General features: G+C 68.1%; 14 protein-coding genes. 9 read left to right on the top strand and 5 right to left on the bottom strand.

Annotated features, from left to right (window positions below):
- The first annotated feature begins 56 nt into the window (after window positions 1-56).
- From IT306_11830 to IT306_11800, 7 genes are all read left to right on the top strand, one after another.
- Complete coding sequence (locus IT306_11830) at window positions 57-812, top strand: nucleotidyltransferase family protein (protein ID MCC7369107.1); 756 nt, start codon at window positions 57-59, stop codon at window positions 810-812.
- A 715-nt stretch (window positions 813-1,527) separates the two neighbouring features.
- Window positions 1,528-2,028 carry a hypothetical protein gene (locus IT306_11825; GenBank protein ID MCC7369106.1) on the top strand — a complete coding sequence of 167 codons (501 nt, stop codon included), beginning with the start codon at window positions 1,528-1,530 and terminating at the stop codon, window positions 2,026-2,028.
- A gap of 125 nt (window positions 2,029-2,153) precedes the next feature.
- Window positions 2,154-2,810 (top strand): SIS domain-containing protein, encoded by a 657-nt coding sequence (locus tag IT306_11820; protein MCC7369105.1) that lies wholly within the window; start codon window positions 2,154-2,156, stop codon window positions 2,808-2,810.
- Window positions 2,811-2,965: 155 nt separating this feature from the next.
- On the top strand, window positions 2,966-3,937 hold the full coding sequence (locus tag IT306_11815; protein MCC7369104.1) for a hypothetical protein: 972 nt from the start codon (window positions 2,966-2,968) through the stop codon (window positions 3,935-3,937).
- 182 nt (window positions 3,938-4,119) lie between these two features.
- Entirely contained in the window at window positions 4,120-4,935 is an 816-nt protein-coding gene (locus IT306_11810) for a glycosyltransferase family 2 protein (GenBank protein ID MCC7369103.1), read from the top strand.
- Between the two features lie 78 nt (window positions 4,936-5,013).
- The gene (locus IT306_11805) at window positions 5,014-6,468 is read left to right on the top strand and encodes a hypothetical protein (protein ID MCC7369102.1); all 1,455 of its coding nucleotides are present in this window, start codon (window positions 5,014-5,016) and stop codon (window positions 6,466-6,468) included.
- On the top strand, window positions 6,387-8,963 hold the full coding sequence (locus tag IT306_11800; protein MCC7369101.1) for a DUF1929 domain-containing protein: 2,577 nt from the start codon (window positions 6,387-6,389) through the stop codon (window positions 8,961-8,963). The genes IT306_11805 and IT306_11800 overlap by 82 nt, the downstream gene beginning before the upstream one ends.
- 323 nt (window positions 8,964-9,286) lie before the next feature.
- On the opposite strand, the gene IT306_11795 is transcribed toward IT306_11800, so the two are convergent.
- Entirely contained in the window at window positions 9,287-9,811 is a 525-nt protein-coding gene (locus tag IT306_11795) for a metal-dependent hydrolase (GenBank protein ID MCC7369100.1), read from the bottom strand.
- A gap of 1,231 nt (window positions 9,812-11,042) precedes the next feature.
- Between IT306_11795 and IT306_11790 the strand changes: the two genes are divergently transcribed.
- A complete protein-coding gene (locus tag IT306_11790; protein ID MCC7369099.1) occupies window positions 11,043-14,492 on the top strand; it encodes a hypothetical protein in 3,450 nt (1,149 codons plus the stop codon).
- Window positions 14,493-14,793: 301 nt separating this feature from the next.
- On the top strand, window positions 14,794-14,982 hold the full coding sequence (locus IT306_11785; protein ID MCC7369098.1) for a hypothetical protein: 189 nt from the start codon (window positions 14,794-14,796) through the stop codon (window positions 14,980-14,982).
- Between the two features lie 60 nt (window positions 14,983-15,042).
- On the opposite strand, the gene IT306_11780 is transcribed toward IT306_11785, so the two are convergent.
- The 4 genes from IT306_11780 to IT306_11765 all read right to left on the bottom strand — a co-directional run.
- Window positions 15,043-15,810, bottom strand: coding sequence for a hypothetical protein (locus tag IT306_11780; GenBank protein ID MCC7369097.1), 768 nt, complete (start codon window positions 15,808-15,810; stop codon window positions 15,043-15,045).
- 132 nt (window positions 15,811-15,942) lie between these two features.
- A complete protein-coding gene (locus IT306_11775) occupies window positions 15,943-16,218 on the bottom strand; it encodes a PqqD family protein (protein ID MCC7369096.1) in 276 nt (91 codons plus the stop codon).
- Window positions 16,219-16,820: 602 nt separating this feature from the next.
- Entirely contained in the window at window positions 16,821-18,053 is a 1,233-nt protein-coding gene (locus IT306_11770; GenBank protein ID MCC7369095.1) for a nucleotidyltransferase family protein, read from the bottom strand.
- A 494-nt stretch (window positions 18,054-18,547) separates the two neighbouring features.
- Window positions 18,548-19,605 (bottom strand): hypothetical protein (locus IT306_11765; GenBank protein ID MCC7369094.1); only part of this gene is annotated, 1,058 nt, incomplete at its 5' end.

Below are 19,605 nucleotides of genomic sequence, written 5' to 3'. Positions count from 1 at the left end.
GCCTGCAGCGCTTCTTGAGAGAGTCCCGTAGCCCGGAACGTCGGTGAGGAGTGACTGTGCAAGCATTGATTCTCGCGGCAGGCCTGGGGACACGGCTCGGCGGGCTGACCGCCGACCGTCCCAAGTGTATGCTGACCTTCGGCGACGCGCCCCTCATCGAGCATCTCGTAGTGTGGCTGCGCCAGCACGGGATTGACGACATCGCGGTCAACCTGCACTACCTGCCCGAGACCATCACCTCGTTCCTGGGCGATGGCCGGCGGTTCGGTGTCAGCGTCACCTACTCCTACGAACGCGAGCTGCTGGGCACGGCTGGCGCCGCTCGGAAGCTGGCGCCGCACTTCACGGGGCCGGTCGTCGTGGTCTATGGCGACGGGTACACCAATCTCGACCTGGGCCGCGTGCTGGAGTACCACGCCGCGCGCCGGCGTGCCGAGACGCCCCACATGACGATGGTCCTCTATCACGTGCCGGATCCAACGGCCTGCGGCATCGTCGCGCTGGATCGAGACGACCGCGTGGTGCGGTTCGTGGAGAAGCCAGCCCGGGAAGACGTGTTCGGCGATCTCGCCAGCGCCGGCGTGCTCGTGCTTGAGCGCGCGCTGCTCGAGCGCATTCCCGATGCAGCGGTCTGGGACTTCGGGCGCGACGAGCTGCCCGCGCTGCTCGCCGACGGCGTGCCCGTGTACGGCGTGCCACTGCACGAGCAGGAGTACCTGATCGACATCGGGACGCCGTCATCCTACCGACGAGCGAGCAGCCTGTCTGCCGCCGGAGCCGGCGCAGCAGGGCGCAGTAGACTGCCCAATTGAGACGCCACGACGCCTCAACGCCTGCGGGGCCACTCCCCCAGATGCGGAGATGCAAATCAGCCCAACTACGGGATAGGTACGTGTTGCATGTGGGCTAGTACGGCTTGACTAATATACGACGAAGGGCGTACATTATCTGCACCGCCGCATCGTCCCAATTCGGACTTTTTGAGACGAACGACGAATCAGGACGGGTGGGGCGGGGGCGACGGGTGTAGCGCCACCATATTGTGGGTGGAACGGGATGGGCCAGGGTGGGCGCCTGACGGTCTCGGTGTGCAACGAGCGGGTGCGATGTGGTGGGCATCGGCGTTGTGCGGGCGAGACAGCAGGCAGTGAGCACCCGGCGTTCGCGGGGTAAAGGAGTCTGGCGCGGGCGGACGACGGCAACGTCGGCACAGAATGAGAAAGGTCTCAGTGGCTGACACCCACTGAGACCTGCGGCAGAGGCGGCTGGTGACCCTCCTCCAACCAAGAGGAGAACTATAGCAAGGGGAGTTTGGCGCGCTCAACGTCTGGGATGTTGACGCGGCAATTCGCGTTCGGCAGTGACGCCGTGCCCCCGGTTCCTTTCCCAGCCTGGGTGTGGGTGGGTTGAGGGCCGTGCTGAGTTTACCGATCCTGCGATCGTGGTCATAAGACGCTGAAGCCAGTTCGGTGCCCGACCCATGGCGGATGGTGCGGCTATCCGCCACCTAGCGGGGGATTGGGAACGATGGTGGACGGCTGGTTCGTGGCAAAGACCAAGTCACGACGTGAGGCTGCGGCTACGGCGGTTCTTCAGCAGCGAGGCATTGAGGTCTATTTCCCGACGGCTCCGGCCTCGGGCCGAAGCGCCGCCGCGCTGGCAGGACACGAAGCGCTCTTTCCGGGCTACATCTTCGTGCGTCTCGCGGTGGAGACGGAGCAGTGGCTGCTGGCCCGCTCCGCGCCCGGTGTGGCGTACTTCCTCGGGGATGGCGAGCGGCCTTCGCCGCTGCCTGCCGAGCTGATCGACGAGATCCGTGCGCGCGTCGATCTCCGACGTGGCCAGCGGAAGCTTTCCCCGTTTCAGCGAGGCGAGTCCGTGGTGATCAAGCATGGGCCGTTCTCGGGCCTGGAGGCAGTCTTCGACGGCTGCCTGACTGCACGCGGTCGCGTGCGCGTCCTGCTGGAGATCGTCCAGCGGCTCGTGCCCGTCGACCTCGACCTGGTGCAGCTCGCCAGAGCCGGCTGACTCGTTCGGCCCGCCTGTCTCCCCGCGGCCATGCCCCTTCGGCGGCATGGCGTGCTTCATGTCGCTTCCGGAGCCGCCGACCGCTTGCGCGGTGGGGGCTGTTTGCCTGTGACGGAAGGTCGCTGATGCAGAGTATCGATGCCCGCGATGCTGGCGCTGCCGCCGTGGACTACCTGAGCAGCCTGCGCGAGACGCTGGCGCTCGTGCCATCGCACGCCTTGAGCCAGGCGGTGGAGTGTGTGCTTGCAGCGCGTGAACTGGGACGGCGTGTCTACGTGTTCGGAAACGGGGGGAGCGCGGCGACGGCCAGTCACTTCGTGTGCGATCTGGTCAAGACGGCTGCTGTGCCTGGATTCCGTCCACTGCGCGCCTTCTCCCTGACCGACAACACCCCGTTGACCACCGCCATCGCCAACGACTGCGCCTACGACGAGACGTTCTCACGGCTGGTCGAAACGTACGTCGAGCCGGACGACGTCGTCATCGCGATCAGCGCCAGCGGCAACTCGCCGAACGTCGTGCGGGGCCTGGTCGCGGCGCGCGAGCAGGGCGCGACAACTATCGCCCTGCTCGGCTTCGACGGCGGCGAGGCGCAGCGCTACGCCGACATCGCGCTGCATGTGCCTTGTCGCCACTACGGACTGGCCGAAGACGCGCACGCAGCCATCGGCCACGCGATCACGGCGGCGGTGCGTGCCGCGCTGGAGTCTGAACGCAGCGATATGCTCGTGCGCCTCGCCGGCGACGTGGCTGCTGCCGTCCAGGCTCGAACCGAGGGATAGGCGAACCGATCATGGACTGCACGGAGCAGGGCTGCACGGAACAGACGATGCGTGGTGTCTCCGCTGGACGGGGCGCGGCAACGACGGCGGCTGCTCGTCCGGGCCGCCGAGCGTCCGCATCAGGTCATCTCGCGCAGCGCCGGGCGGGGCGGCTGTTGTTCCGCCTTGCGCTGTCGGCGTTCCTGCTGGCCACCTTCATGGTGGGCGGGAGCGTGGGTCCAACGACCGGCGCCATCCAGGCCGACGAATCCCACGAGCACGAGCCGGCTGCGGCGGTTGGCCTGTGTGGCGAGTCGATGGATGCCTGGCACCCGCCGACCGTCGACGGATGCTCGACCGGCCACGAGCATGGCGATGCGCCGCCCGCCTGGCTGACCGACGCCGGCTACAGCGTGTCGTTTCATGGCGCGTTCAACACCAGCGCCATGGAGAACACCCACAAGCACGCCGGCATGAAGGGGTTCCTCGCGCGGTTCAACGACGTGGATATCTACTTCCGCGTCCACGCCTCGTCGAATGTGCTCGACCGTGCGGCGCGCTTCCACTCGTACGAGGTCTGGGCGCGTGACCCGTCTGGCGGCGTGTCGCACTGGCAGGGCTGGTACGATACGGGCGACCCGATTGCCGACCGCATCCCCCGCACCCAGTCCGATCCCGGCCGCCGGCCGATCATGCTGGTTGTCGACCGGGCAAGCTGGGACAACGGCGTCAAGTGCGAGCAGTGGTACGCCACCACCGCGTCCTGGGGCTGGGACTTCGGCTGGACGATCTGCGGCATCAACGCCCTGTTCTATCCCGGCGAGCACCTTGAACAGGACCGAGCGTTCTGGAAGGCGCCGCCAGACGGGCCGGGCGTGGGCGGCGTGCGTCGTCTGGAGGCCGCGTGGTACGGCGCATCGATGCCAGGGCGCGACCACCCCACCGGCGTCTTCTGGGCCACCCAGTTCGGCCAGATCGTCGACGGGCCGGAGGCGCCGGAGTGCACAGGCCAGACCGTCCGGGCCGGACAGTCGTACGGCAACGTCTGCCTGGAGCAGTTCATCGCGCCGAGCATGAGCCCGGTCAAGTTCCCGAACAACGCCGTCCAGAAGGATTTCGACACCGCCGGAGCGCACGCTCCGAACTAGTGGGGATGGGTGGGGCGCCGGCGCGCAGGGCCATCCTGCTGCTGGAGGTCGGGCGCGCCGCCCGCCCTGTTGGCCCTGCCCGGGTGTCCCCACGGCAAGGATGCCGTTCCGTTCTCCGCGGTCATCACCTCTGAACAGATCACGCATGCAGCGTTGTTGCTGCACCGGCGCGAGGAGAAGCCATGGTCGTCGTCGAGAGCCGTCCCGCGAACCCCAAGCCGAACGGCACGATTCACCTGGAGCCCGCCGTCAGCATCTCGGCCGTGCTCCCAGCCTACAACGAAGAGGCGGCCATCGAGCAGTCGGTGCGGCAGATGTCGTCGGTGCTGCGCTCGCTGGTCTCTGACTTTGAGGTCATTGTCACGAATGATGGCTCGCGCGACCGGACCGGGGACGTCCTGGCCCGCCTGAGCCAGGAGGCCGATCTGCATCTGCGCGTCGTCACCCATCCGACGAACCGGGGCTATGGCGCGGCCCTGGCCAGCGGATTCGACGCCGCCTCGAAGGATCTCATCTTTCTGACGGACGGCGACCGGCAGTTCGACGTGAGCGAACTGGCCCGCTTCGTCCCACGGATGGATGCCCAGACCGACATGGTGATCGGCTGGCGGCGCAAGCGGGCCGATCCGCCGATGCGGCTGCTGAACGCCTTCGGCTGGAAGCTGCTGGTCAACGGCCTCTTTGGCTACACGGCGAAGGACGTCGATTGCGCCTTCAAGCTGTTCCGCCGGGACGTCTGGCGCGGCGTCCAGGTGCAAGCGCGCGGCGCAACGTTCAGTGCGGAGCTGTTGGTGAAGGCGCGCCGACTGGGTTTCCGGGTGCAGGAGCTGCCCGTAGAGCACTTCCCACGCACCTCCGGCAGCGCGACCGGGGCCCGGCCGGCCGTCATCGTGCGGGCGTTCCGCGAGCTGTTCGCGCTCTGGTGGAGCCTGGACCGTCAGCTCGTGTCTGACGCGCACCGGGCGACGTCCGTCCGGCCCGGGACCGCCGCCCGGTAGAGCCGCGCCGGGCGGGCCGCCGATCACTGGCCCGCTCACACCCTTTCATGCCATCTCGCCTGGGAAGGATCCTCGCCGATGCGGACACCGACCTGGATCACGGCCATCCGAGCGCTGCGCCGTCCTGGCCGTCCTGGCGGGCTGCCGTTCGCGCGCAGCGGTATCGTCGTGCTCCTGGCCTTGTGTCTGGGCCTGCTGGATCGGTCAGCGGCGTCGGCCCATATCCCCGACGATCCGAAGGCCGAGCGCTGGCCGTATCGGGGCCTGGAGACGGCACAGGGGCCGGTCACCCGCACCGCCAGCGCCCTCGCCGCGCCACAGTACGCTGCCGTCAGCACGGACGGCGGGTCGGCGGCTGTCTGGCAGCGTATGGCCCTGGCCCCGAACGATCCGGCGCAGGTCGGAGCGTGGTCACCCGTCGCATCCTGGCCGATTGTCGCGGTGCACCTGGCGCACCTGCCGAACGGCGACCTGCTGGCGTTCGACGCCTGGGAGAAGAACGGCGCGCCCACGGCGCAGCTCTGGACGCCCGGTGGAAACACGTTCCACGCCGTGCCGAATCTGCTTGCCCAGATCTTCTGCGCCGGGCAGGCGATGCTGGCCGACGGCCGCACCATCACCGTTGGCGGGTACATCGAATCGTCGTTCGGCATTCGTGACACCAACATCTTCGACGGCGCCACCGGCCAGTGGTCTCGGGCGGCGGACATGGCCTACCCGCGCTGGTACCCCACGGCGCTCACGCTGGGCGATGGCCGCGTGCTGACCATCGGCGGCGAGCGCGAGCCAAACGTGTACGTGAGCGTGCCCGAGGTGTACTCGCCAACGGCCAACCGCTGGACGCAGCTCACCGGCGCGGCCCGTGAGTCCTGGAACTACCCGGGGCTGCACAACCTGCCGTCCGGCCTGGTGTTCATGGTGGCCGGGCCTGACGGTCAGAGCATGACCTTTGATGTCGGGCGCGAGCACTGGCAGAGCGTCGGCTTCTCGCCGTCCCCGAACGGCGTGTCGGTGGAGTACGCCCCGGGCAAGATCGTGACGGCCGGCAACCTCCCCCGCGCGACGGCCACCGGCGTCATCGACATGACGGCGGCGCAGCCACGCTGGCGCGAGACCTCGCCGATGGCGTATCCACGGCACCAGTTCAATCTGGTGCTCTTGCCCGACGGCAAGATCATGGCCCTCGGCGGCTCTGACAACGAAGACCTGACATCGACCACGGGCATCCTGCCGACTGAGCTGTGGGATCCAGCCACCGAAGCCTGGACGACCTTGCCGTCGCTGCAGGATCTGCGGATGTATCACAGCACCGCCAGCTTGTTGCAGGATGGCCGGGTGCTGGTGGCGGGCGGTTTCCGCCAGCGGTGGACTACCCAACGGCGCAGCTCTACTCGCCGGCGTACCTCTTCCAAGGACCCCGTCCGACGATTGCCAGCGCGCCGAGTGCAGCCGTGCACGGGCAAGCGGTGGAGGTTCAGACGCCGAGCGCGGCGAGCCTGTCGGGCGCGGTGCTGGTCCGGATGGCGTCGGTGACGCACTCGATCAACTCGGATCAAGTGCGGCTGCCTGTCGCGCTGACCCAGGTGGCCGGCGGCGTCCAGTTCACCGTGCCCGCGAATCCGCACGTCGCACCGCCGGGCGCCTACATGCTGTTCCTGATGAGCGATCGCGGCGTGCCGTCCGTCGCCAGCATCCTCCAGATCTCCGGTGGCACGGCGACCTCACCGCCCCCGCCGCCCAGCGACGCACAGGCGCCGGCCGCGACCGGGCCGGCCACCATCGCCGATGGTTTCGAGGCGACGGCCTTTGCCGATGGTGGCTGGACGCCAGTGATGCAGGGCAGCGGCGCGGTCGTCGAGCTGGTACACGCCCCGGTCGGCGCGGGTACGCAGGCCGCCCGCATGGCGACCCAGACCCAGACCTCGGGACAGCAGGCGCTGGTCGAGCGGCCGCTGACGTGGCCGGCCTCGCACGTGCTGTACGCGCGCGCCCGGTTCACGCCCGAGGCCACCCGGATCCAGTCCCAGGCCCGCATCATGGCCTTGAACACCCGTGGGCCAAACGCCTGGGTGACACGTGCCGGCTTCGCACTCGGCGCAAGCACCTTCAGCGCCATCTTCACGACGCGAGACGGCGTGCTGCGAACGATGCCGACGCCGGTCGCCTATCAGGCGGGGCAGTGGTACGACCTGGCCATCGTCTTCGACGGTCGGCATGAGGATGCGCGCCTCACGTTCTTCATCAACGGCGTGGAAGTCCACTCGGTCCTCGATGCAGGCGCGGGCACCCACACCGACCTGCCGGCGTCGCTGGCACTCGGGTTCGCGCCGGTGTCATGGATGCAGAACAATGGGGCCGTCGTGTTCGACGACGTGAGCGTCTTCGACGGCGATCCCGCCGGCGGCGTCTTCCCGACTGCGACGCCAACCAGCCCCCTGACGGCAACGCCGACCAGCCCTTTGACGGCGACGCCGCCCACAACCCCGACCGTGACGCCAACCGCCTCGGCGACGGCGACCGTTCCGACAGGGCCAACGGGCAGCACCGTGGGCGTCACCATCGCCAGCTTCGCGTTCCAACCGCGGACGCAAAACGTGTTCGTGGGCGACACCGTCGTCTGGACGAATCAGCACGACCGTACCCACTCCGCCACCAGCAGCGGAGGATTCTGGGACTCCGGGTTCCTCACGCCGGACAGCTCGTTCAGCCAGACGTTCACGACGCCCGGCACGTACACCTACGTCTGCAAGATCCACCAGAGCATGACCGGCGCCATCGTCGTGTCCGAGCGCCCCACACCGACCGTTCCACCGGTCACCACCATCGACAGCACCGACAGCCAGCTCGTGTTCGCAGGCTGGTGGCCGACACGATCCGATACGAGCGCCATCGGCGGCTCGGAGCGGATCGGCGAGTTCGGCGGCGACAGCGCAACCGTAGCTTTCACTGGCACGTCTGTCACGCTGGTCTACGGCCAGGACACCGACCGAGGCCAGGCACAGATCTGGCTGGACGGACAGCCCATCGACATGTTGGATCAGTTCGGCGGGGCGCAGAGCCAGCGAGCCACGACGTACAGCGCCGGCCCAGGCGTCCACACGCTGCGGGTAGTCGTGAACCGCACCAAACAGGCCGGCTCATCAGGATATGGCGTCGGCGTGGATGCGGTGATCCTCGGGGCGAGCGGCCCGCCGGTCGGGACCAGCACGCCCACGGCAACGACAGTGCCAACCATGACGAGCACGAGAACACCAACGCTGATGGCTGCTCCGACGGCGACACTGGCGCTCACGGCAACCACCACCCCCACGACAGTGCCGACGGCCACGGCCACACCGACCGCGACCGTCGCCCCGGCGGAGACATCGACGCCCACGGCGACTGCCACACCGCCGGCAACCGCCACGGCCACACGAACGGCGACGCCAGCTCCCAGCCCAACCCAGACGCTGACGCTGACGCTGACGCCGATCATCACGCTGACGCCGACCCTGACCCCGACGCCGGCTCCAGGCGTCACCATCGACAGCACCAGCAGCCAGATCGCGTTTGCCGGCTGGTGGCCCACGCAGACCGACAGCGCCGCCATCGGCGGCTCGGAGCGTGTGGGAGAGTTCGGGGGTGACGCAGCGGCTGTCACGTTTACCGGATCGTCGGTTACGGTGGTCTACCACCAGAACACAAACCGGGGACGCGCACAGATTCGGATCGACAACGTGGCGGTGGCGATGTTGGACGAGTACGGCCCATCCCTGGCGCAGAAGACGGCGACCTACGGGGTGGCGCCCGGCCCGCACACGTTGCGCATCGTGATCAATCGCACCAAACAGACCACGTCGAGCGGCTACTTCGTCGGTATTGACGCCGTCATCGTGGACGGTGCGCCGCAGACGCCCACCGCTACCCTCGCCTCCACGCCCGCCGCTACACCCACGGCGACGCGCATGCCAACGGCCACCGCCGTCGCGGCCGGACCGATCGACGAACCGAGCGTTGGGAGACGCCAGTACTCTGGCCGCGGGTTGTAGGCGTCGCGCCGGGATACCCGGCCGAGCGGCCGGCTGCGTCGCTGGCGGCAATGGGCAACTGTTCGCCGGGCGGCGGCGCCTGTGCGGGGCGTCGCCCGCTGATACGCGGTGGCCTGACGGGCGTAGCCCAGTGGCCTGTCAGCCATGAACGACCGGGTCGGGTTACTCGACGCTTCCCCCGTCATCCCGAACGACGTGAGCGTGCGAACGCAGTGGAGGGATCTTCCTCACGTAGCCACAACGGGGAAGATCCCTCCACTCTGCTCGCACGCTCGCTCCGCTCGGGATGACGGGTACGACGCCGCCTTCTGCGTGGTGGAGTATTAGCTCGTCGTCTTTTCGCCCCGCACGATCAGGCAAACGCACAGCAGGAGGTAGGCGATGTACACCAGATACGGCGTGCGAAACTCGGACCGCGAGACGGGCCAGATCAGCGGGACCGATCCGGTGCCCATGTCCCGGATGAGCTGGGTTCCCGCGCCAATGGCCGCGCAGGCGAGTGGCCAGCGGAGCTGACGCGGAGCGAGCGCGGCGGTGACCGCAACCAGGCCGACCGACACGGCTGAGTGGGTCAAGGGCCGTTCGGTCGTGGACGTGAGGATGCGGTACCCGAGGTGGTGCGGAACGTGATCGGCGTCGAGGAGCGTCGCCCCGGCCAGCGTGCCGCCGACGCTCATCCGCGAGCGTGGCAGCGCGAACGCGCAGTGCGTGAGCAGCGCGGTGACGACGTGTCCCGCTTCGTCCAACAGCCCCGCGATGACGAGCGGCCACCGTCGTTGGCGGAACCGGTCGATGACCAGCACCGAGGCGAGGCCGGCCAGCGGCAAAGCCGCGCGCGCACGAAACATGAGCATCCCTCCGGTGAATGGATAGTAGTGACGCACCTGCACCGGCAGGTGACAGTGCAACAGAGATCGGGCAGCCCCCCGGCAGCCCCGTCTGGCGAGAGCATGCAGCCCGGCTTGCAGGCGCGAACCGTCCCGAGCGTACGCGGGCTCGTACTCCACCACGCAGAAGGCGGCGTCGTACCCGTCATCCCGAGCGGAGCGAGCGTGCGAGCGCAGTCGAGGGATCTTCCCCTGGACACCCCTGCGAGGAAGATCCCTCCGCTCCGCTCCTTCCTCGCGTAGCTTGCCCTGAGCTTGCCGAATGGGGTCGAGATGACAGACCCGTCACATCCAGCATGGCAACGTACTAGCTGCGACCTGCCACGCTGACCCCAGCCCCGAATGGACGCGGTGACCGTGAACAAGATCGTCGATTTTGCACGTAGAGCGCGAACAGTACCACGACACACATCGCGCTGCGGAAGCGAGCTCTGCCTATGCTGGCGTCGGAGTGGTGTGGATATGGACGAACATGACACCTCGGAATTGGATCGCGCTATGGCAGCGTGGCCCCAGGCGAGCCTTGAAGCGCGCCTGTCCGAAGCCGTGTGTATCCTGCGGGACGCGCTCAGAGGCGTCGCTGAGCGATACTTGCCGGGCGACCCGCTCCCATGCTTCTGCGTGCGATTTCCGCATAATGTGCACGACGATTGGTGCACGAGTGCAAGGCATGCCCTGGAAAAGTCGGTCATGATCGACTTTGATGCGCGGCGCTCGATACTTCGGCCAGACTTCCGCGAATAGCCCCCTCTCCGGTAGGCCGGCCGCATAGCGCCTATGTGCGGCCGCATGATCGGCTCTAGAATAGAACATATGTCTGACACTGATGTGTCCTGGGCAGCGTCTTGCTTTGCAGGATTGCTGCCCATTTTTGCGTTCAGAAGTCGCACAAGAAAGCTGACATGTTTTTGTTCGGGAAGCATGGACTTCTCTGCCATCTGGTGCAGTATGATCGACAGGTGATTTGCATGACATCTTGAAAACCCGAGTAAGCGCTCCGCGCGTACTTCACTCAGGTTCCACTCATCACTTCCGGGCCGGAATTTCCGTTCCCAACGTGGAGACATGGCGTCAAGTGATGGGATGGGCGCCAGTATGACCATCGACGCCCGAAGGATGATCCATTTTGTATCGGCATGGCATCCTGCTGGACGTGTGGGAAACGGATTGAGCGGCGATGTGGAGGGCTAGCGTGGGTGTATTGCTCGTGTATCAACGGATCCTTGCGGTGATGGTGGTCGTTACGCTTGGGGCGCTGGTGTTCGGGCAAGCTGACGCAGACGCCTCAGCGCTCAATCGCGGGGCATCCGGTGCGCACATCGACTCACGGCTGGCACTTCGTGGAAGCAGCTCCAGCGCGGTCTATCAGACATCGTCCGACAGTGCGCTGATCTTTGATGGCAACACATCCCGTGCGACCGGATCTGCCTTTGCCGGTCAAGAGGGTCGTCAGACCGTCGAAGTATGGGTCTCGCCCGCTACAAGCACCGAGAATGGCACCATCGTCTTTACGCGAAATGATGCCGACAATCAAGGCTGGTTGCTGGAGCTGTCCAACGGCCAGGTGACGCTCTGGGTGGCCGATGGCACGACGGATCGCTCGGTCACGAATACGGCCGTGACGTTGTTGGCCGGCTCCTGGTATCACGTCGCCGCGACATACGATCCGACGACGCGGCTCGGCCAGGTCTACGTCAACGGCACGCCCGGTGCGGCCGGCGATGTCGGCCAGATCAGCACCTGCGGCAACTGCCTGCCACTCCGCATGGGCGGCTATGCGTCATTTCCGTATTTTGGCGGGCAGGTAGACGAGCTGCGGATCTCCTCAGGCTTGCGCTACACGGCGGCGTTCACCCCGCTGTCCGGGCCGTTTGATCCCGATGCGACGACCCTCGCGCTCTACCATTTCGATGAGGGAACGGGGCAGGCGGCCGCCGATGCATCTGGGAACGCTGGCCCGCTGACGCTCGGCCTCACGTCCGCCACCGAGGCGGCTGACCCGGCGTGGGCCAGCGTGTCCACCCCATTTGGCGGCGCGACGGCGGCGGCCACGGCGACGCCGCCGCCGGTCACCACCGTGGACAGCACCAGCGCGCAGATCACCTTCACCGGCTGGTGGCCCACTCAGACGGATGCGGCGGCTATCGGCGGCTCGGAGCGGGTCGGCGAGTTCGGCGGTGACGCCGTCTCGTTCCCATTCACCGGCTCGTCCGTGACGGTGGTGTATCGACAGAACACGAACCGGGGCCGCGCACAGGTGCTGATCGACGGCACGGCGGTCGGAACGCTGGACCAGTACGGCGCGTCCCAGGCCCAGACCGCGGTGACGTATCCCGTCACCTCGGGCGCGCACACGCTCCGCCTGGTCGTACAGCGGACCAAGCAGACCGCGTCGTCAGGCTACTTCGTCGGCGTAGACGCCTTCCGGGTCGCCGGAGGCGCCGCGCCGACCTCGACGCCAACGCCGACGACCGCGCCCACCTCCACGGCGACGCGCACGCCGACGGCCACCAACACGACGGTGCCGGCGGCGACTGCGACGCCAACCCGGACGCCGACCAGGACGGCGACAGCGACGAACACCGCGCCCCCCACCGCGACGGCCACATCCGCTGTACCGCCGACGGCAACGCGGACACCCACGCCAAGCAACACCGTGCCGCCTGCGGCCACCGCCACTGCCACCCGTACGCCAACGGCGACGGCCACGACAGCGGCGACAGCCACCGCAACTGCCACGCCAGCGACGGGCACGACGGTGGACAGCACCAGCGCGCAGATCACCTTCACCGGCTGGTGGCCGACCCAGACCAATGCCACCGCATTTGGCGGCTCGGAGCGCGCGGGCGAGTTCGGCGGCGATGCGGCGTCCTTCTCGTTCACGGGGACCACGATCTCGCTGATGTACCGCCAGGACTCGAACCGGGGACAGGCGCAGATCCTGATCGACGGCAATCAGGTAGCGGTCCTCGATCAGTACGGTACGGCCCAGGCGCAAAAGCTGGCGACCTACACCGTCGCACCGGGCGCGCACACGATCCGCGTGGGCGTCACCCGCACCAAGCAGGCAGCGTCCAGCGCCTACTTTGTCGGCGTTGACGCTTTCGTGGTGGGTGGCGCAGCAGCAACCGTGACGCCGACGACCGCCCCGGCCACGGCGACCGCGACACGGACCCCCACGGCCACCGGCGTGCCGGCCGCAACCGCGACCGCGACACGGACCCCCACGGCCACATCAACCCCGACCACGGTCGCCACGCCAACCAACACACCCACCGGTGGCGGCGGGACGGTGCTCGAAGGCTTTGAGGCGGCGAGCGGCTGGCAGGTGACCACGGGTGTCAGCGGGACCGGCGCGGTCCAGCGAAGCTCGGCGATCCCGGCGGCCGGCGGCAGCTTCTCGGCCCTGGCCACCACCAGTGGCAGCGGCAGCACAGCCTCCGTCCGCGTGGGATTCACCGATGCCGCGGGCAGCCACACCTGGCAAGAGCGGCCGGGCACCTGGCGGTGGCAGCGCGCCAGCGTGTACGTGCCATCGGCGACCGTGAACGCGCTCGGGGCCTCCGAGTACCTGACCGTTGGCCGCATGTGGGCCAGTGGGGCCGGCTACGGCTGGTCGCTGCGGGTACGACAGGGCGGCGAGCTGTACGCCGTGGGCCAGCGTGACTGGGACAACCAGCCGATCGAGTTCCGCGTGTACGGCCAGGTCCCCCGCGACCGCTGGTTTGACCTGGAGCTGGGCCTGCACACGCAATCTGGCCCTGGCGTCAAGCGCGCCTTTGCCTTCCTGATCGACGGGTCGTTCTACGGCTGGTACCACCAGGGGCGGATGCAATCCGAGACCTACGACCAGTCCGCCATCGGCATCGTTGAGACCAACAGCGCGGATGCGCTCTCCGTGTACGTGGACGAGTGGCGGCCGGCCGGGACTGCCGCACTGCCAACCGGTCCGGATGGGCGGTCCACCGCCAACGTGCAGGAGCAAGACTACCGAACGCAGAGCGGCGTCCAGTGGCAGATCGACTGGACGACCTGGGCGAACGACCTGCGGCTCGTCGGTACGCATGGCCTGTACAGCGCGACGGACCGACTGCAGTCAGGGCGCAACATCGACCGCATGCCGACGCTGACCAGCGGCTGGGCGGAGATCGAGATCGGCTGGCCGAACGGGACGCCGCCGACACAGCCCGCAAACGGGACCTACTTCGGGCCGATGGTTGGCTTCCGCAAGGAGATCAACCGCGAGCAGAACCTTGAGATCATCCCCATCGGTCGCGGGGGCGGCAACGTCGGGCTGGTCTTCGAGGCCTGGAACGGCAGCGGCCCGACGATCCTGGCCGAGTGGCCGCTGCCAACGGCCTCAATCGGCGGCGGGAGCCACATCCCGGAGGCGGGAGACATCATCCGTACGCGCTGGGACCAGGTGTCCGCCACGCAGCTGCGTGTCCGCGCCAGCTACTACGATGCCAGCGTGGCCCAATGGTACACCGACGTGATCGATCTGACGGTGAATCCGACGAGCCTCGCCGGCATCGACTACACCGATGGCTTCCATACGGCGTCGTCCGTGACCATCGACACCACGGCCTACTCGATTCGCCGCTTCAAGCTCGGCCTGCCGGCGACCTACCCAACCCCGTAGGCCGAACGCCTCACCGCTGCAAGACGCCCCCGGGAGACTGCTCGATCCAGCAGCCTCCCGGGGGCGTCTTTGTGTGCTGAGGGTTCCCGCGGGCGTGTCGCCAGTGTGACAGCGCCTGGCCCCATTCCTGCGAGAACATAGTATGGTCGGAGCTGACCGCGCCGCACGTCGATGGTGCGCCCCGCGCCATACTGCTCGATCCACGCCGGCATGTGCGTCGTTTCGGCGAGGCAGGCGCGCACCCATCACATTTCAGGGGTGCTGTACGTTATCTGACCAAATCCTCCATGCGGAGCAGGCCATGCTGATCGGTGGACTCATCGTAGGTTGGGCGCTCGCGATTGGCGCCATTCTTGCCGGTTGGTCTCGCCTGCACCAGAACGACCGAGCGGTGCGTGGCATTCGTGAAGAACTGCACGAGATCGGCGCGGACGAGCCGGGGTACGAGCTGAGCGAGGCCGGCTGGGCCACGCGCCAGCGGCCAGCCTAGTTCCGACCGACCCTCGCTCCTGCCGCCCGTCGTTCCTGCCGCCCGTCGTTCCTGCCGCGTCTACGACAGCCGGCGAACGAGCCGAACGGCCTCGCCGAGGTCGTCGTAGGTCAGCGCCATGCAGGCACAGCCCCGCAGGAGATCGAGCGCGGCGTGGACGGCGGCTGCTCCCAGGGTGCCGTGGTTGAAACACTGGCTCAGGAGGAGCGTCAGCGTCTCGATGCGCGAGAGCTGACGCAGGTGCGCCGTCACGCCCCGTTGCCGCTCCAGCACGACCACGAAGCGCACGGGCAGCGGCGCAGCCGGCCACGCATCCGCCGATGGCGTCAGGAAGGTGACCGGCGTCTCGCCAAAACGAGCGGCGGCCGGTTCCTCGATCTGCTGGCCCCACTGCTGGCTCAACAGCGTCGGGCTGCCCGCCTTCAGCGTGATGCTCCGGACAAACGGCAGGCACTGCTGGCGCTCTCGGTCATACAGGACCACGTCGTCCCCGAAGCAGCGCATCCCGCTGGCGACCAGCGCCGCGACCAGGGTGCTCTTGCCGCTGCCTGACGGCCCAGGAAACAGGATACAGGCGTCCTGGTTGCTGACCGCTCCCGCATGGATGAGCAGCAGCCGGTGACGTAGCTGCTCGGCGAGCGCCGTGGTGACGAGCGCTTCGGCACTCGCCTGTGCGTCGCCGATGCTCGTGAGGAGCCACTGATCGTCGCCGGAGCGCACATGGTACCGGCCGTGGGTGTCGGCGTCCCGCTCGACGGTCACCGTGGTGCGCAGGCCCGCCGGCGCTTCGATCAGCCACGGTGGCGGCGGCGGAAACAGCGCGGCCACGCCTTGCACCATGGGTGATGGGCCGACGACGTCCACGCGGGCGCTCAAGAGGGCCAGCGTGACGCGCCCCGGCTCGTGCTCGGCCGTCGCCCCAGAATGGCTGGCCGTCACCGCGTCAGGCGGGGGCCCGCATCACGCGGACGCCCTGGCATCTTCAAGAAGTCCTGCCCGCTTCAACTGTGCAAGCACATGGAGCACGTCAACCTGGGCAAGCTCGACGCCGATCCCGTACGTCGCGGCGAGGCCGCGCGCGATCTCCTCGACAGAGTGTGTGCCATCACACCAGTCCCAGATGACCGCGCCCGTGTGGTTGAGGGTGTGATATGCGCCGGACGTGACGTCGATCAGGATGACGTGGTCATCGAGCGTCGCCGTCTCGATCTCGGAGCGTCGTCGTGGATCGAGCATGCGCGGGCGTTCGCGTCTCCGTGTCCGTTGCGTCCCGCGGGGGGGACATCCAGGCGGCATCGGCGCGTCAACGCACCGGCGCGCGAGAATCTCATGGCTGGCGGGGCGACGAGCACCCCGGCCGAACTAGTGGCCGCGAGGGGGCAGCGGAAGCCCTGGCACATCGGCGCGGCGTCGCGGCTTGTCTGGGGCATGCTCTTGCTGGATCGGTGCGACCCGGCCATGGGAGCGGTCGATCGACCCAACAGCATGGGCGGTGGCGCTGCCGAATGTCCGCAACTCAGGCTGAACGTAGCTCGCGGCAAGGAGGCCGCCCGTCGCTGCGAGCGTCCCCTTCAGGACGGCTCGACGGCCTCGCCTGGACTTGCCCTCCGGCCTGGCGGCGTTGTCCGCCGAACCGCCCGAGTGATCCGTCGATGCCGGCTGGTCTGAACTCATGATCAGTTTCCCCGCTACTCAGAGTTCGTGATTTACCCTTCAAGTCTAGCGCGCTCGTCGTAGTCATGCACAACTCAAGGTGGCAAAATGGGTGATTTTCGGTGACTTTTCACAAGACTGTTAGAAAACTGCCCGTCACAACGCCAGTCGCCAGCGCGGCGCCGTCAGCGCAGTCGCTCGCGTGTTGCGCGCACCGTGTCGAGCGCTGCTCGCACGCCCCTTGAAAGACGTTCCGGTCGCAACATCGCGCGAAGATACGCCGTTGGGGATGTCTGTTCGACGGGCTGGAGATGGGTCACGCGGTGTGGCCCCGGCAGCAGCCGTTGCGCGAGGGTGGCGAGTTGCGTGCGTGCCGAGCAGCCGCTGACCAGCGACAGCTCGACGGCCGTATCGTGCAGGACACGGCTGCCGTCGTCTGGCACGAGCGAGGGGTCAAGGATCGAACCGGTCCGCAAGAGGGCTGTCAACACCCTGGTGAGGGGGCGCGGCGGTGCGAGCTGCGCCAGCACCGCGTGCGGGACCGGCGCGCCGAGCCAGCCGCGCGCCAGGGCCAGCGGCCAGATCACCGCGCCACTGACGTGCGCCGCTCGCGCCCGCGAGACCAGTTCGGGCCAGTCGATGCGATCGTGGCTGGTGAGGGCCAGGATATCGGCGAGCGAGCGGATGGGCATGCGCGTGTAGCGATGCCCGTAGGAGAGATGCACGCTCACGTGGATCAGCGCGTCGACCGGATCGAGCTCGCGGACCGGGACGCCGAGGATGCTCACCGGGCGGGCGCGCTGGAGCATCGCACCGATCTCTACGCGGTACGGAGCGGTGTCCTCGACCAGCCCACGATGCAGCTCGACGGCAATCGAGTGGTCGGGCGGCTGGAGCGGCGGCAGGTGCTGATGAGCAGCAGGAAGCGCCGGCCCCGGGACCAACGTATAGCCCGCCTGCGCCAGGCACGTTGCCGCCCTGCCGATCTGGTGCTCCGGCAGCAGCACGTCAACATCGGAGAAGAGGCGCGAGGCCGGATTCGGGTAGCGGGTGTAGGCCAGGGCGGCGCCCTTGAGGACGACGGGATCACAGCCCGCGTCAACCAGGGTTTGGAGCGTCAGGCGGACACCTGGATCCTGAACGCGCAGCCGCTGCTCCACGGCGAGGGCCGCCCCGAGATGCACCAGGCGGCGCACGTCGTCTGGGGCAACCTGTTGCTCATCCTGGAGGACGGCGTCGAGCGCCGGCAACACGGTCTGGGTGGTCGCGCACTGGATGAGCAGGGTCCACTGCTGCACGGCCGGCAGCGGACGAGCCTCCACACCGCAACTGCGCCGGACGCACTCCAGCAAGAACCGCTGCTCTGGTGAGAGCGGCGTCCGGAGCCAGGTGGACGACCGTTTGGTGTTAGCGAGCACGGAAACGGCCGGTGCGGCGCCCCGAAGCCTGCGTTACTGAGCGCCGATGCTGGTGAGTCATGACACCGTCAGTATTGTGACATTCGACTGGTAACCGCCCGCTATAGAGCACATCTCGTTCCCGCTGCCGCCCCGGATCGTGCCGTCTGCGCGCAGCTAGTGGCTCGTCTGGCGTCAATCGCAGGGTCGCTCAGTACCGGTCGTCATCCCGACCCCATTCGGCACGCTCAGGGCAAGCTACGCGAGCTACGAGCACACCCCTCTCGTCATCCCGACCGCGGCGACATACCACCTCCCCGCCGTCATCCCGACCGCGGCGAGGAACGAGCGGAGTGAAGGGATCTTCTCCTTCTGTAGCGTGAGGAAGATCCCTCGACTTCGTTCGCACGCTCACTCCGCTCGGGATGACGGGGGAGGGAGCAGCCTCACGTCGCTCGGGATGACGGTGAGGCGGCGGCAGAGGTCCAACTCGGTCGTTCATGACTGACAGGCCACTAGAACGCCGACGCCCCGCCACCGACGAACGTCTTCCAGCTGCCACAGGCGTCGGAGATGGTCAGCGGCACCGTCACCGCCCCCGGACTCAGCCGCCGCAACACAAATGAAACCTGGAGCGCGCCGGCCGGCGGTACATAGGACTGACCCGGTGCGAGGTTCGTCGGGCCGCCGCTGATGTCAAACCGCACCGACCCGACCACGCCAGCGCCGCCAGCCCCGCCGAAGTCGATCCGGGTGAGACCGCCGCAGGCGGCCTGCGTGCTGACCGTGACGAGCAACTGTCCTGGCGCGCCGGCCTGCGTGGTCAGGCGGATTCGGTTCTGCGGCGCTGAGGCCGTCGACCCGATCGCGAACGCGTCGATGCCGACGAAGTAGTTGGACGAGGCGGCCTGTTTGGCACGGCTGACGACAACCCGAACCGTGTGGGTGCCGGCCGAGACCGAGTAGGTGACGGTTTTCTGGGCCTGCGCTGTCCCGTACTGATCGATCAGGCCGACTGCCAGGTTGTCGATGCTGACCTGGGCCTGCCCGCGATTCGTGTCCTGGCGGTAGACCAGGGTGATCGATGTGCCGGTGAACGTGAGCTCGGCGCTCGAGCCGCCGAACTCGCCGACGCGCTCCGAGCCGCCGATGGCCGCCGTGTCGTTCTGGGTCGGCCACCAGCCCGTGAACGTGATCTGGGCGCTGGAGCTGTCAACGATCAGCGACCCACCCGCGTCAGGGGTGGCGGTGGGCGTGGCCGTTGGCGTGCGCGTCGGGGTGCGCGTCGCCGTTGGCGTGGTGGGCTGGGGCGTGTTGGTGGCCGTCGGGGTACGGGTCGCCGTCGGGGTGCGGGTCGCCGTCGGGGTGCGGGTCGCCGTGGCAGTGGGCCCGGTGGCCGTGGCCGTCGCGGTCGGCGTGCGCGTCGCGGTAGCGGTGGCAACGGGCGCGGTGACGGTGGCTGTCGGGGTGGCGGTAGACGAGACCGGCGAGGTGGGGGTCGCGGTGCCCGTGCCGCCGGAGCCGCTGTGGCGGAAGACCGACAGCTCGCCGCCGTTCCCCGAGACGATCACGT

It is taken from the genome of Chloroflexota bacterium, from assembly GCA_020850535.1.
GTDB lineage: Bacteria > Chloroflexota > UBA6077 > UBA6077 > JACCZL01 > JADZEM01.
This window is presented reverse-complemented; position numbering and strand designations above follow the sequence as displayed.